Source organism: Verrucomicrobiia bacterium, assembly GCA_035577545.1.
Classification (GTDB): domain Bacteria; phylum Verrucomicrobiota; class Verrucomicrobiia; order Palsa-1439; family Palsa-1439; genus Palsa-1439.
Genome location: DATLVI010000044.1, coordinates 170,537 through 184,349 on the forward strand (window position 1 = coordinate 170,537; position 13,813 = coordinate 184,349).

The 13,813-nt window shown below is 58.1% G+C and carries 13 protein-coding genes; 6 read left to right on the top strand and 7 right to left on the bottom strand.

Annotated elements, in window-relative coordinates; translation table 11 throughout:
- Positions 1-15 precede the first annotated feature (15 nt).
- Genes VNL17_16610 through VNL17_16620 form a run of 3 tightly spaced genes read right to left on the bottom strand, consistent with a single transcriptional unit; the run spans position 16 to position 2,838 of the window.
- Entirely contained in the window at positions 16-1,341 is a 1,326-nt protein-coding gene (locus VNL17_16610) for a glutamate--tRNA ligase family protein (protein HXI85702.1), read from the bottom strand.
- Positions 1,342-1,401: 60 nt separating this feature from the next.
- Positions 1,402-1,719 carry a hypothetical protein gene (locus VNL17_16615; protein HXI85703.1) on the bottom strand — a complete coding sequence of 106 codons (318 nt, stop codon included), beginning with the start codon at positions 1,717-1,719 and terminating at the stop codon, positions 1,402-1,404.
- Between the two features lie 3 nt (positions 1,720-1,722).
- Positions 1,723-2,838: a PfkB family carbohydrate kinase gene (locus VNL17_16620; protein HXI85704.1), complete on the bottom strand. Its 1,116-nt coding sequence runs from the start codon at positions 2,836-2,838 to the stop codon at positions 1,723-1,725.
- A gap of 213 nt (positions 2,839-3,051) precedes the next feature.
- Here VNL17_16620 and VNL17_16625 point away from each other — a divergent pair, with 213 nt between their 5' ends.
- Genes VNL17_16625 through VNL17_16635 form a run of 3 tightly spaced genes read left to right on the top strand, consistent with a single transcriptional unit; the run spans position 3,052 to position 4,628 of the window.
- On the top strand, positions 3,052-3,588 hold the full coding sequence (locus tag VNL17_16625; protein HXI85705.1) for a thioredoxin family protein: 537 nt from the start codon (positions 3,052-3,054) through the stop codon (positions 3,586-3,588).
- A gap of 18 nt (positions 3,589-3,606) precedes the next feature.
- The gene (locus VNL17_16630; protein HXI85706.1) at positions 3,607-3,990 is read left to right on the top strand and encodes a phage holin family protein; all 384 of its coding nucleotides are present in this window, start codon (positions 3,607-3,609) and stop codon (positions 3,988-3,990) included.
- Positions 3,987-4,628, top strand: coding sequence for an HAD family phosphatase (locus tag VNL17_16635; protein HXI85707.1), 642 nt, complete (start codon positions 3,987-3,989; stop codon positions 4,626-4,628). Before VNL17_16630 ends, VNL17_16635 begins: the two co-directional genes overlap by 4 nt.
- A gap of 73 nt (positions 4,629-4,701) precedes the next feature.
- Here VNL17_16635 and VNL17_16640 read toward each other — a convergent pair whose 3' ends face one another.
- A complete protein-coding gene (locus VNL17_16640; protein HXI85708.1) occupies positions 4,702-5,379 on the bottom strand; it encodes a PEP-CTERM sorting domain-containing protein in 678 nt (225 codons plus the stop codon).
- A 274-nt stretch (positions 5,380-5,653) separates the two neighbouring features.
- On the opposite strand from VNL17_16640, the gene VNL17_16645 reads away from it, so the two are divergent.
- The 3 genes from VNL17_16645 (at position 5,654) to VNL17_16655 (ending at position 6,597) form a co-directional block, all read left to right on the top strand.
- On the top strand, positions 5,654-5,782 hold the full coding sequence (locus VNL17_16645; protein HXI85709.1) for a hypothetical protein: 129 nt from the start codon (positions 5,654-5,656) through the stop codon (positions 5,780-5,782).
- Positions 5,783-5,817: 35 nt separating this feature from the next.
- A complete protein-coding gene (locus tag VNL17_16650; GenBank protein ID HXI85710.1) occupies positions 5,818-6,096 on the top strand; it encodes a PUR family DNA/RNA-binding protein in 279 nt (92 codons plus the stop codon).
- Between the two features lie 234 nt (positions 6,097-6,330).
- Positions 6,331-6,597, top strand: coding sequence for a hypothetical protein (locus tag VNL17_16655; GenBank protein HXI85711.1), 267 nt, complete (start codon positions 6,331-6,333; stop codon positions 6,595-6,597).
- 83 nt (positions 6,598-6,680) lie between these two features.
- Here VNL17_16655 and uvrA read toward each other — a convergent pair whose 3' ends face one another.
- The 3 genes from uvrA to era form a co-directional block, all read right to left on the bottom strand.
- Positions 6,681-12,035 carry an excinuclease ABC subunit UvrA gene (gene uvrA, locus VNL17_16660; protein HXI85712.1) on the bottom strand — a complete coding sequence of 1,785 codons (5,355 nt, stop codon included), beginning with the start codon at positions 12,033-12,035 and terminating at the stop codon, positions 6,681-6,683.
- A 70-nt stretch (positions 12,036-12,105) separates the two neighbouring features.
- The gene (locus VNL17_16665; GenBank protein HXI85713.1) at positions 12,106-12,786 is read right to left on the bottom strand and encodes a hypothetical protein; all 681 of its coding nucleotides are present in this window, start codon (positions 12,784-12,786) and stop codon (positions 12,106-12,108) included.
- Positions 12,787-12,882: 96 nt separating this feature from the next.
- On the bottom strand, positions 12,883-13,767 hold the full coding sequence (gene era, locus VNL17_16670) for a GTPase Era (GenBank protein ID HXI85714.1): 885 nt from the start codon (positions 13,765-13,767) through the stop codon (positions 12,883-12,885).
- Between the last annotated feature and the right edge of the window lie 46 nt (positions 13,768-13,813).

Genomic DNA, 13,813 nt, shown 5'->3' on the forward strand with positions numbered 1-13,813 from the left:
CTTGTCTTTCAATTCTTACACTTCGCTGCGAAATTTCTCCGCGCCGCGACGCAAACGGGCGAGCACGCGGTCGCGACCAAGCACCTCCAACATATGATACAGCGATGGACCGGCCGATTTGCCGCTGACCGCGACCCGGCATGGGTGAATAAATTCGCCCGTCTTGATACCCATCTCCGTCGCGAGCGCCTTCAATGCAATTTCGAGGCTGGCCGCGTCCCACACGGAAATGGCGGAGAACTTGTCGGCCAGCTTCAACAATCGCTCACTGGTCTGTGGGGCGCTGCAGGATTTCTTTACCGCTTCGGGGTCGAACGGGTAGTCCTCCGTGAAGAAATAATTGATCCAGTCCGGAAGTTCCTTCAGGAGTTTGATCTTCTCTTTGACGAGGCCGAGCACCTTTGGATCGTCGCGGCCACCCGTGAACGGTCGCGCCAGGGCGGCGAAGCGGTCAAGCGGCAGGGCGCGAATGTACTCGCCGTTCATCCATAACAATTTCGTGGAATCGAAACGCGCGTTGTTCCGCAGAATCTGCGGCAGATCGAAAAGTTTGACGACCTCTTCAATCGGCATCACTTCGCGATTATCCTTCGGGGACCAACCGAGCAGGCACAGATAATTTCGCACCGCTTCGGGAACGTACCCGTCTTCTACGTACGTCTGCAACGACGCCAGCCGCACGTTCGCGAGATCGGGATCGCTCTTGCTCATCTTCGTGCCGTTGGCATTCAGGATCATCGGAAGGTGCGCGTATTGTGGCGGCTCAACGCCGAATCCCCGGAATAGCGCGATGTGCTTGGGCGTGTTCGAAAGAAGGTCCTCCCCGCGGATCACATGGGTGATTTTCATTTCCATGTCGTCCACGACGTTCACGAAATGAAACACCGGATGGCCGTCGCTACGAACGATGACAAAATCCGGATTGAGCGCTTCCGTTTCGTTCAATTGACGCACCACGCGGCCGGCGATGAGGTCGTCCACTACAACCGGCTCGCGCGCCATCTTGAACCAAACGGCGCCTTCGCGCTCGTAGGCGAGTCCTTTATCCATCAACTCGCTCACACGGCGCCGGTAAATTTCCGCGCGTTGGGATTGGAAATACGGACCGTAGGGACCGCCTTTCTCCGGTCCCTCATCCCAATCCAGCCCCAGCCAACGCAGTCCGTCCAGATTGGCGCGCAGCGATTGCTCCGTGTTGCGCGCCGCGTCGGTGTCCTCGATACGCAGTACAAATGTGCCGCCTGTGTGACGGGCGTAGAGCCAGTTGAACAACGCGGTGCGCATGCCCCCGATATGGGGGGAACCTGTGGGACTCGGCGCATACCTGACTCGGAAGCTCATGGTCGGCGCAAAATAGCAGACGGCGCGCAGGTGCGGCAAGACACAATCCCTCCCCGTGGTTTAATAGGCGCCTGAGTGTGTCTGAAGGTACAGGATGCGCACTGCTAGCGCCAGGGCGAGCAACAGTGTGAACCAGGCGAGGATAAAGCCCGTGTAATAAAATGTGAGCGGCCTCGCCCGCGCGCAAGTGAGGTCCCGGTACTTGCGCAATTCCGCGAACACCCTCCAGAAGAGCAGTCCCGTTGGGAAGCGCGCGCCATGACGGTAGAGCCGGCGGCAAACGACGAACCAGTGAAGCGAGACGTTCGCAGCCAATGACACTCCGAGCAGAATCATCAAACCGAGAAGATCCCGGTTCTGGGTGACGAACGTTGCCATACGCTACAGTGACTGCAAAAAGTCTGCCAATTCGCCGGCGTTCGGGCTCTTGGCAGTCCGTACATAGTAGCCGGACGTACCCACGCCCAGTTGCAGCGCGATTTCATTGTCCGCCCCGAGCAACTTGCCGAGGCAAAAACCGGCGTTGAAGTGGTCGCCCGCGCCCGTGCTGATGAGCGGTTTACCGACAAAGGGGCCGGTCACCATGACGACACCGTCTGCGGAAGCGGCCACCGCGTAGGCCCGCGGATGGACAACAATTCCAGAAGTTCGGATCTTCTCATGGATGAATTTCGCGACATCCTGGACCGCTTCTTCGCCTTCCTGCGCGCCCTTGTAGCCCAGCACTTCCCCAACGTGAAACGATTCCTTCTCATTGAGCCCGAGATAAACCTCGAAGTATTCCTGGAACCGGCCGATCAATTCCGTGGCCCTACGGATGTCGCGGGGATCGCGTTTTTCGGGGTCGGCCAGGTCGAAGAAAAATGTGTGGCGCGGCTGGGGCGGCATCTTGGGGCAGATTTCCGCAAGTACGCGCTCCCAGATCTCGCTCATGTACGGCAGCATCGTCCAATTCTGGAGCCCAACCAGGTTCGCGCCGACAAAGCATCGTTCGAGTTCGCTGCGACCCACGCGCTCGACGAGGTTTTCCCAGTTCACCTCGCCCAGCGAAGCATGTTTGCCCATCATGATTTTCCCGTCATCAAACTCCAACGCATCCGTGAAACCCGGCTCGGCGATGCTGTGGACGGTGGCGTGCCTTGCCAATTCGGCAAAGACGGGATGGAGGTTCGGGTAACCGAGATTGCCGATGTACGTCACGTGGGTGCCAAAGGTGGCCAGCGCGTTCGCCATGATCGGGCCGTTGCCGCCCAGTTTCACGCGCTCGACGATCAACTCGGCGTTGGCGCTCTTGCCCGCGGCGGCGCTGATGCGCGCCCCGAAGCTGGCGAGCGTGGGCACTCGCGTATATTTCTCCGCCGACTCGCGTTTATCGACCACGCTGATGATTTCGTCAACGAAGCCATCAAGACCAATCGTGATCTTCTTATCGACAAGCGTCTGTGCCTGGGAGTGCAGGATACCGGCGGCGCGGTGGGACAGTTTTCCCGCGCTCAATTCCTGTCCTCACGAAACCGGCGATGGGTTTGGGACTCAAGTTGCTGTGTAATCACGCCTGTTGTCTCTAACAAAAAAAAGTGGCCCGCTCAATCTCTTTCACGATCCCCTCAACAAGGCCTTGACCTTTTCCGCCTCGCTGCATACGCTCTGCAAGTCTTGTAACTGCGCGGCTTCGGAACAACGGGCGGGAGATTTTGGATTCGTGAGATCATGAAGAAACTCGACATCGGGCAGCGTGCGCCGGATTTCTCTTTACCCGGCGTGGACGGCAAGGACTACACGCTGAATTCATTCAAGGACAAGAAGGTCATCGTCGTGCTGTTCACCTGCAACCATTGCCCTTACGCCCAGGCCTACGAGGATCGCCTGATCAACATCCAGCGCGATTTCGATGCCAAAGGCGTCCAGTTCGTGGCCATCAATCCCAACGACTCGGCGGGCTATCCCGAGGACGGTTTCGAGAATATGGTCAAACGCGCCCAGAAAAAGCAATTTAACTTCCCCTACCTGCGCGATGAGGCGCAGCGTGTAGCGCGCGCTTATGGCGCCGAGTACACGCCCGAGGCTTTCGTGCTCAACGCCAAATATGAAGTGCGTTATATCGGCCGCGTGGATGACAACTGGCAGCACCCCGACAAGGCCCGCTCGCACGACCTGCGCGACGCCATCACCGCCGTGCTCGCCCACAAGAAGGTCGCCAACCCCGTCACCCACGCCATCGGTTGCACAATCAAGTGGAAGATGTAAATTGCTGTCGGTGGGACGATGGCATATCGACTCCTCATATTCCTGGTGAAGCTCGCGATCAACGCGCTGGCCCTGCTGGTCGTTGACGCAATGTTCCAGAACATCTGGTTCGACAACCAGCAGGCCACCATCGTTGCCGCCGTGGTTCTGGCGCTGGTGAACACCTACCTGCGCCCGCTCGTGGTCATCCTGACTTTGCCCATCAACATCCTCACGCTCGGCCTCTTCACGCTGGTCATCAACGCGCTGATGCTCAAGCTGGTCAGTTGGCTCATCCCGGCCTTCCACGTCGAGGGTTTCTGGACCGCCGTCGGCGGCGCGCTCGTCATCAGCATCGTCAGTTGCCTGCTGAACCTGTTCCTGCGCCCCGACCGCGTCCAGGTGCGTGTCTACCGCGCATGAAGAAATTCTCCGCGGTCATTTTCGATCTCGATGGGGTCATTGTCGACAGCGAGCCGCTGCACCAGAAGGCGTTTGAAGATCTGTTCGCGGAACTCGGACGGAAACATGATCACGGTGTCGTCTTTTCCGAGCACGTGGGACTTTCCGACCACTCGACGTTGCGCGCCTTCCTCAAAAAGACCGGATTGCAGCACGACCTGGAAGACCTGAACAAACGAAAGTTGAATTACTTCCTTCGCTACCTGCGGGAGCATCGTCCCATCTTCAAGGGCCTGCACGGCCTGATTCCCGAACTCGCAAAGCGCTACCAGCTCGGCGTCGCCACCAGCTCGCCGCATCAGGTGGCGGAAGTCGTCATGGAAATCTCCGGGCTGAAGTCCCACTTCGAAGCCATCATCGCTCGGGAAGATATCCGCTTTCCGAAACCCGACCCGGAAATCTATTTCACCGCCGCTCGAAAACTTGGTGTCCGACCCTCCAGCTGCTGTGTCATCGAGGACAGCACCCCCGGCATCCAGGCCGCGAAAATGGCCGGCATGACCGTCATCGGCCTCACCAGCAGCCTGCCGCCCGAAAAACTCAAGCGCGCCGACCTCATCGCTCGCGACTACGACGACGTTCGCAAGCTGCTTCTCTAGGAACCGATGGGATGCCAAACCGGCATCGGTATCGAAAACTCGGAGGCCACGAAACTGATGGAGGACAATTGTACTACCTGCGGACTTGCTTGCGTCCACGAAGGAAAACGCCGAGACCGGTTCCCATGGCCACGAGCACCCATGCACCAGGTTCGGGAACTGCCGTGATAGTTCCAGAATACGATGTCTGGCCACCCGTGGTCGACAGTTGCGTCAGGTCTTTCGCCGGGACGAATTGGAAGGTGACAACGTCCGTTGCGGAGCCCGCTGCTGCCAATGCCGTCAGATCGCTATTTGTACCGGTGTACGTGATGGCCGTGAGATTGACCTGACCGTTGAGGTTGATAATCCCAAGGGTGTTAATCGTCCCGATACTGATCCAGTTGATTGCACCCGTGAGATCGAGTGTAGCGTTGTCGGTAATATGAAGGGTACTCGTGCCGGTTACCGGAGCGGACTGCAATCCGGCGTTCGTTGTAATCGCCCCGATCGTGAATGGGCCGCCGGGGGCCAGAAAGCCGTCGAGACCTACTGAATCCCCAATCCCTCCAGCGACACTGGAGATTGAAAACTGGTACCCGTTGGTGCTCGTGAAACCAAAGGTGCTATTCGAGGTGAAGCTGATGACTGTCCCGTCCAGGCCTTGAAAATTGAGCGTGATGGCCCTTGCTTGGAATGAAAGGGAAAGCAGTAATGCAATGGTTGCAGCGCAGAAGCGCAAAGTCGCAGAACGCACAGAATACATCTTCATAGTCTACCTCGCCTCGTTAATCCCTCAACGAACATTCGATCTTGTAAGGCACCCTCTTTTAGTTATGCCCAAGTCTCCAAAACGTCAGACAGGGTGCTTCTTCTCGCCGTTGCGGATATTGCCGGATGGACGCCAGAAAGCAAGCAAAATCGCTGGTTTTTTTGACCCGAACTCTACCCGCTTCTCCGTGTGGCAAGGTGTGTAAATAATAATGCTGTTGCAATTTTGGCCCGCTGCTATACTACTGACCGTCATCCACCCAAAGGAGGAAGCAATGAGTACGGACAGTATCGTTGATTTTTTGATCGCCCTGATTGTGATCATGGTCGTGGCGCTGCAGGTGCAGATCCTCCAGTTGAAAAAGACTGTTCGCACCATGTCAGGTGGAGTTCCCAAGAGCTAGTTGCCCGGCCGAAGCGATAGATCCACGTGGCTGCTATGGATACACAATTGCGCAATGCCCATATTCGGGTCGAACGGAAGCACTTCACCTTCGATCTCAAAGAGAATTTGCAAGGGACGTTCCTGCGGATCACCGAAGAGGTCAGCAGCGGTCGCCGCAACTCGATCGTCATTCCCGCGTCAGGCCTCGAGCTGTTTCGGGACACGCTCAATGAAGTAATTGGACTCAACAAAACTCCGGTTGAAAGTCGACCGGTCCTCCCATTGGGGCAACCGATAGTCGAGCCGCCCGCTCCTGGGGTCCAGCCGATTTGAGAATCGCAAGCTGAGCGTCTGGCCTTCTTTTGGGACTTTTCTCGTCGCCCCACCTCAACGATTCCATTCTGATTCCGGTCGAACTCGCCGCTCACCCGGTGCGATCGCAACGAGCGATCAAATGAACCGCGATGGAGCACTAGGATTCGGCCCTAGGCATACTTCATACGTTCACCCGATGGCATTGCGACCTCGAGACGAGTATTGTCGTTGCGTTGTTAGAGGAGCAGAACTGTGAAAAGCCGGATGACAACAGGGTATGCGAGGGTCCAATCGGGTGTGCGATTCGGACCGACGGCGGAGCAAATCCGGCGGAATTGCGCGGCAAACGTTTCCCAGATGCGGTGTCCTCACCACCAGCAGGAAGCCTGGGTTGAGATCGAAGACGAAGAATTCGATGCCTCCCAAGTCGATATTATCGCCTGCTGCGAAGAATTTGAACAGCGCGTCCGCAAATCGCTGATGGATATATTGCGCGATCGAAAGGCCCGTCCCTATTGATTTTTCTGAGCTTCATCAACGAGTGAGGTCAGATTACTGTGGCGGTCTTGCAATCAAGAATCTGCGGAGCCCCAAGGGACCTCTCACACTGAAATCAACGCAGAGCCCGCCCGTCGCTCCCGGAGAAGCTCTGCCAAAAACTTCGCCGTATACGATGTGGCCTTGATGACCTGCTGCGGCGTGCCTTGCGCCACGATCTTGCCGCCCCCATCGCCACCTTCGGGACCGAGATCAATAATCCAGTCCGCCTCCGCGATGATGTCGAGGTTGTGTTCGATGATGACCACCGTGTTACCGGCGTCCACCAACCGATGCAGCACGCGGATCAGCTTCTCCACGTCCGCCATGTGCAAACCAATCGTCGGCTCATCCAACACGTAGAGCGTGGCGGGACGTTCCCTGTATTCCCCCGTTTCCGCCTTCGCCAACTCGGTCACCAGCTTGATGCGCTGCGCCTCGCCTCCGCTCAACGTCGGGCTGGGCTGGCCAAGCGTCACGTAACCCAAGCCGACTTCCTGCAGCAGTTTCAAGCCGCGATGAATGTGACGGTGCGCGGAAAAGAACTCCACCGCCTCATCAACGCTCATGCCCAGCACCTCGCCGATGGATTTGTCCTTGAAGCGGATGTCGAGCGTCTCGGGCGTGAATCGCTTCCCCCGGCACGCGTCGCAGGTGACCGATACATCCGGCAGAAAGCTCATCTCAATTCTCTTCAGGCCCTGCCCTTCACACTCCTCGCAGCGGCCGCCCGACACATTGAAGGAAAACCGCGAGCGAGTATACCCGCGCATCTTCGCCTCGGGAATGTTGGCGAACAGATCGCGAATGTCGTCCCAAAATCCCACGTATGTCGCCGGGCACGAGCGGGGCGTCTTGCCGATTGGCGTTTGATCCACTTCCAGCGCGCGCGACACGTTTTCCGCGCCGTGAATCTGCTCGCATCCCAGGCGATGCGCCCGGTCCTTCAAGTTCTTGTAAAGCACGTCGCGGATTAATGTGCTCTTGCCGCTCCCGCTCACACCCGTCACAGCGACGAGTTGGCCCAGCGGGATCTTGACGCGAATATTCTTTAAGTTGTGCAACTTCGCACCGACGATTTCCACGAATTTCGTGGCACCCTGTCGCGGGATCCCGTTCAAAGGATGTCGCAACGGTTCGCGAAGTAACCGGCCCGTGAGCGATTCGCGGCTCGCGAGAATCTCCTTGAGACTTCCCTCGGCCACCACGCGCCCGCCATTGTGCCCAGCGCCGGGACCCAGATCAATAATATGTTCGGCGCGACGTATCGTGTCCTCGTCGTGCTCGACCACCACCACCGTGTTTCCCTTCGCGCCGAGATCGTGCAACGTGTCGAGCAGCATTTGGTTGTCGCGTGGATGCAAGCCGATGGTCGGCTCGTCGAGGATGTAACAAACACCGCGCAGGTTCGAGCCGAGTTGCGACGCGAGCCGAATCCGCTGCGCTTCACCCCCACTCAACGTCGGGGCCGCGCGGTTGAGGGCAAGATATGAGAGGCCAACCTGTTCGAGGAACCGCAGCCGCGATTGCAGTTCGGTCACAATGTCCCGCGCGATTTCCCCCTCGCGACCGTGCAGTTTCGACGCGTCGAAATGCCGCTCCGCCTCGGTGACCGACCACGCAGTCATGTCGGCGATGTTCCGCCCTTGGAACTTCACCGCCAACGCTTCGGGTCGGAGTCGCTGTCCATGACACATCGGGCAAGGCCGTTCCTGCCCCTCAAACCACTCGTTCCACCACGCTTCATCGCCTGTGTGCTCCTCGCTGAATCCATGGAACTGCAGCCCCGTACCGTAACATTTCGGGCACCAGCCATGTTTCGAGTTGAACGAGAACAGGCGCGGGTCGAGTTCGGGAAAACTTCGGGCACATTTCGGACAGGCACGCCTCGTGGAAAACAGTAATTCATTCCCCGGGGAGGATGCCGCCCCAACGAGTACCAGTCCCTTCCCAAACTCCAGCGCGATGTCCAAGACGGCGCGCAATTGCGTCTCACGTTTCGGCGTCACTTCCGAACCGCCCACCGGCAACTCAATATTATGTTCCTTGAAACGATCCAGTCGCGGCCATTGGTCCGTCGGCAGCAACGCGCCGTCGACGCGCAGATGGGAGAAACCCTTGCGTCCAGCCCACTGGGCGAGATCGGTGTAATAACCTTTGCGGGCGGTGATAAGGGGCGCGAACAACTCCACCCGCTGGCCGCGATAGTCCTTCGACAATTTCGCAATGATGGCCTCGCGCGTCTGCGGCTGGATCGGGATGTCGCAATCGGGACAATACTGCGTCCCCAGTTTTACAAACAGCAGCCGCAGAAAATGATAGATCTCGGTGACGGTGGCGACGGTGCTCTTGCGTCCCCCGCGGCTCGTGCGCTGCTCAATAGCCACCGTCGGGGGAATGCCGAAAATGGCGTCCACGTCAGGTCGCGTTGCCGGCTGGACGAATTGCCGGGCGTAGGCATTGAGCGATTCGAGATAGCGGCGCTGGCCTTCCGCAAAGAGGATATTGAACGCGAGCGTGCTCTTGCCGCTGCCGCTAATCCCCGTGACGACAATGAATTTGTCGCGCGGGATGCGGACATCGATGTTTTGGAGATTGTGTTCGCGCGCATTGTGAATGCGTATCGAATTCTCGCCGCGCGCCGCGTACAACTTCACAGGCAACTCCGCCACCTGATTGGATACAGCCAGCCCCCGCAACGCCGCACCCGTGTGACTGCGTTCGCATTTCGCCACGTCTTCCGGTGTGCCGACGCATACCACTTCTCCACCCGCGTCGCCGCCTTCCGGACCCAGATCGATGATCCAATCCGCCGCGCGAATCACGTCGAGATTGTGCTCGATGACTACGACCGAGTGACCGCGTTCCAAGAGTCGGCTGAATGCCTGGAGCAACGTCGCAATATCGTCAAAGTGCAGGCCCGTCGTCGGTTCATCGAAAAGAAACAGCGTGCGTTGGGTGCTTGTCTCCGCGAGGTGGCCCGCAAGTTTCAAGCGTTGGGCTTCCCCGCCGCTCAACGTCGGCACGGGCTGGCCGAGTTTCATATAACCCAGACCAACAGCGCGCAACGGTTCGAGTACGCGTAGAACATCATTATGGCCGGCAAAAAACTCGCACGCCTCGTTGGCGGTCATTTCGAGGACATCGGCAATGGATTTGCTGTTGACCTTCACCTCGAGCACCACGCTACGATACCGTTTCCCGTCGCAGTCAGGGCAGCGCAAATAGATGTCGCTAAGGAATTGCATCTCGACGTGCTCAAACCCGTTCCCGCCACACGTCGGGCAGCGGCCTTCGCCGGAATTGAAACTAAACGTGCCGGCCGTATAACTCCGTTCCTTCGCCACCGGCTGCGCGGCGAAAAGCTTGCGGATCGCGTCAAACGCGCCCACGTAGCTGGCCGGATTCGAGCGCGTGGTCCGGCCCACAGGCGATTGGTCCACCATCACGATGTCTTCGATTCCCTGGTGCCCGACAATGGCTCGATGCCGCCCCGCCGGTTCCTCGGGTTTGTGCTTGAGTTTGCAGAGCGCGTTGTAGAGCACATCCTGGATGAGCGTCGACTTCCCCGAGCCGCTGACGCCCGTGATGCAGACAAAGCGATTCAGGGGTATCTCGACATCGATGTTCTTTAGATTGTGGGCACGCGCGCCAAGGATCTTCAAGCGCGGGGTCTTCGGGAAAACGTTGCGTCGTTCGGAAGCCGCGGCAACCTGTTTCTGGCCCGTCAGATATTGCGCAGTCAACGAATCACCGCACCTCTTCAATTCCGCCTGGGTGCCGAAAAAAACAATTTCGCCGCCGCGTTCGCCCGGACCCGGGCCCAGATCGAGAACGCGGTCGGCTGCGCGGATGACATCCGGGTCGTGCTCGACGACGAGCAACGTGTTGCCCGCAGCGCGGAGCCGATGCAGGATGCCAATGAGACGGTTGATGTCGCGCGGATGCAGGCCGATGCTCGGTTCATCGAGCACGTAGAGCGTATTGACCAGCGAAGTGCCCAATGCCGTGGTGAGATTGACCCGCTGGACTTCGCCGCCGCTGAGGGTGCGCGATTGGCGGTCGAGTGTGAGATAGCCGAGCCCGACGTCCACCAGGTAACGAAGGCGCGTGCGAATTTCGGTCAGCAACAGGTCCGAGGCTTCGTCGAGCGGCGCGGGCAGTTTGAGTTCGTTGAAGAATTTCTGGCAACGGTCAATCGGTAACAACACCACGTCATGGATGGTTAGACCGATGTCACCTGCTTTGGCCGGCAATCGCCACAACAACGCCTCCGGCTTGAGCCGCGCGCCACCACAAGTCTTGCAGGGTATGTAAGTGCGGTACTTCGAAAGCAGCACGCGGATGTGCATCTTGTAGCTCTTCGTCTCCAACCACGCGAAGTACCGCTTCACGCCATACCAGACGCCGTCCTCCCACTCGCCTTCGCCATCAATGACCCATTTCCGCTGCGCCTCCGTCAGCTCGCGCCAGGGGACCTTCAATGGGATATCGCGTTTGCGCGCAAACTTCTTCAAATCATCCTGGCACTCTTCGTAGCTCTCGGTTTGCCATGGCTTAATGGCCCCACCGGCCAACGTCTTCGTGTCGTCGGGAATCACCAGATCGTAGTCGATGCCGATGGTACGACCGAACCCACGGCACGTTTCGCACGCGCCGACCGGGGAATTGAACGAGAACAAGCTCGGCACCGGGTCGCGGTAGTGGATATCGCATTCCGCGCAATGCAGGTCGCTGGAGAATTTTTGTCCGTTGATCGCGACGCGCCCGTTGCCGACTTTTAACGCGGCTTCGAGAGCCTCAATGATGCGGGCGCGGTTCCTGGGCGCGAAGGTCACGCGATCCTGGATGATTTCGAGAAGGCGTTCGTCGCGCGCATGGATTTTCTGGTAGCCCTGTTTCGCCAGCAGATCGAGTACTTCCGTTTCGGTGAAATTTTTCGGGATGGGGACGGGAAACGTAATCAGCAATTCTCCACCGCCTTGCGGCAGCTGCTCGTAAATCGAATCCGCTGTGTCGCGCCGCACGGGTTTCCCGCAACCGCGGCAAAAAAGTTGCGCCGCCCGCGCGAAGAGCAGCTTCAGGTGGTCGTTGAGTTCCGTCATCGTGCCGACGGTCGAGCGCGATGTCTTAACAGGGTTGGTCTGATCGATGGCGATGGCAGGCGGGATGCCGTCGATGCGGTCGGCCTTCGGTTTGTCCATGCGGTCGAGGAATTGCCGCGCGTACGGTGAAAACGTCTCCACGTACCGCCGCTGTCCCTCCGCGTAAATCGTGTCGAACGCCAGCGACGATTTGCCCGACCCGCTGACGCCTGTGACGACAATCAACTCCCCCAAAGGCAACTGGAGGTCGATGCCCTTCAGGTTGTTCTGCCGCGCGCCTTCAATGAGGATAAAATCAGAAGAATGTGTCGCCATCTCGCGCCGCTACTGTAGCGCAAAGCGAGGACTTGGCAAGGAACAGCTCACAATCGTTTCGAGGGAGGCATTAATTGGCCGGGCCTCCGTCACCATTACCCGAGTTGGAGCCATCGTCGCAAATTGGACAAGGAGGAACTTTGATTTCGCTGCGCCAGTTCGTTAAACCTAGTTCCACCGCCTCGACCCGGCTGACATCGACCATGTCCATGCCGCTGTCAAAGGCAAACGGCGGATGCGGATGTCCAAAATCGCTGATCTTTAGCCAGACCGGATTACTCTTGAGCGCAATCATCCGATCGCCGAATAGTTTTCCGCCCGCCGCAGTCCAGCGAGATTTCCAATCATAAGGTTCCGTCCCACCCTTGACGTGGACCAGTTCCCGCGCAGGATAAGCATCCAACGTTTCCGGGTCGATGCTTTGGGCGAAACTGTGATAACCGCATGTGAAACTGGTATTGGTGCGAACGACGAGATCCAGCCATTCTGTGTCGAGTTCCTGTCGGACACCTTTGATTTCGAAGTACGGCAGTTTGCCGTTGGAAGTCAACGCAGCCTTGATGCGGAGTCGCGTAGTCGGTTCGTCCATGCGTCCCAGCGTATGCTCGGTGATGAGCGGCTCGATGATATTCGCGAGATTTTTCAGGCGACAACCCGCAACCAACTCGGCGGCCTGCAGAGAAGTCGCGTAGTCAGACGCGGCAATGGGCACCCAGCGCCGTCCGGATTTGATTGGAAGAATCACCTTCATGAGTCATTCCACCAGTCTTCATCTAGCTTACGCCTCTAATTGGGGACAAGCAAGTGGCACGGTAAAAACGGGCGCGGGGAGAGGGAAATATAACTTCTACGAAAGTCTATCCATCCACTCGTCGTCGATCAGCACGGCGAGGTCGAGGAAGACCTTCTTGTTCATGGCGACCTCGAGTTCTTTGCGGGCGGCGGAACCGATGTTCTTGACCATCCGCGCGCCCTGGCCGATGAGCATGCGCTGATGGCGGTCGTCGGTCGTCAGGATGGCGGCCTTGATGTACACAAGCGGTTTCCCCTGCTTGTCTTTGCGGTCTTCGACCAGTTCGACATGCACGCTGGCGGTGTAAGGAACCTCCTGATTAGTTTGCAGGTAAAGTTTCTCGCGGATGAGTTCGCCGATCCAAAACTCGTTGGTGACATTGCTGGTCTGGCCCAACGGATATTGCGCCGGGCCGACGGGTAAATGACGAAAAATCGCCTGAATCAATAACTCGATGTTTTTGTCCTTCAGCGCTGAGACTTCAACGACTGAGGCGTATTTTGCGCCCCGCTCCAGCCACGTCTCCCGGTAATAGCGCTCGGGCAGGTCAAGTTTGTTGAGGACAAGAATCTTTGGCTGCGTCGCATGGTCAACGATGTCATTGACGCGCTGGTCCTCAACGCCGATGGAACGCGTCGGATCAACGACGTGGACGAGGACTTCGATGCCTTCCAGCGCATCGCGCACCTTATGATGAAGGTTTTGAACGAGCCGGCTCGGTTGCGTCTTGAAAATGCCGGGGGTGTCGACAAAAACAATCTGGCCTTCCGGTCGATGGACGATACCGTGGTACGTATCGCGCGTGGTTTGCGGCTTCGGCGTGACAATGGCGATCTTGGTGCCGACCAGCGCGTTCAGCAGCGTCGATTTGCCAACGTTGGTACGCCCAACCAGCACGGCCAGCCCGGATTTGAAATTTGGATCTATTGGCTGTTCCACACACGCATTCTACCACGAATGCACACGAAGAGTGCGAAGTCTTCAG

Excerpts from the sequence above, each read along its gene's own strand:
- VNL17_16615 (HXI85703.1), bottom strand. The coding sequence starts at position 1,719 with ATGGCAACGTTCGTCACCCAGAACCGGGATCTTCTCGGTTTGATGATT.
- VNL17_16665 (HXI85713.1), bottom strand. The coding sequence starts at position 12,786 with ATGAAGGTGATTCTTCCAATCAAATCCGGACGGCGCTGGGTGCCCATT.
- VNL17_16610 (HXI85702.1), bottom strand. The coding sequence starts at position 1,341 with ATGAGCTTCCGAGTCAGGTATGCGCCGAGTCCCACAGGTTCCCCCCAT.
- VNL17_16645 (HXI85709.1), top strand. The coding sequence starts at position 5,654 with ATGAGTACGGACAGTATCGTTGATTTTTTGATCGCCCTGATTGTGATC.
- uvrA (HXI85712.1), bottom strand. The coding sequence starts at position 12,035 with ATGGCGACACATTCTTCTGATTTTATCCTCATTGAAGGCGCGCGGCAG.
- VNL17_16630 (HXI85706.1), top strand. The coding sequence starts at position 3,607 with ATGGCATATCGACTCCTCATATTCCTGGTGAAGCTCGCGATCAACGCG.
- VNL17_16635 (HXI85707.1), top strand. The coding sequence starts at position 3,987 with ATGAAGAAATTCTCCGCGGTCATTTTCGATCTCGATGGGGTCATTGTC.
- VNL17_16625 (HXI85705.1), top strand. The coding sequence starts at position 3,052 with ATGAAGAAACTCGACATCGGGCAGCGTGCGCCGGATTTCTCTTTACCC.
- VNL17_16650 (HXI85710.1), top strand. The coding sequence starts at position 5,818 with ATGGATACACAATTGCGCAATGCCCATATTCGGGTCGAACGGAAGCAC.
- VNL17_16640 (HXI85708.1), bottom strand. The coding sequence starts at position 5,379 with ATGAAGATGTATTCTGTGCGTTCTGCGACTTTGCGCTTCTGCGCTGCA.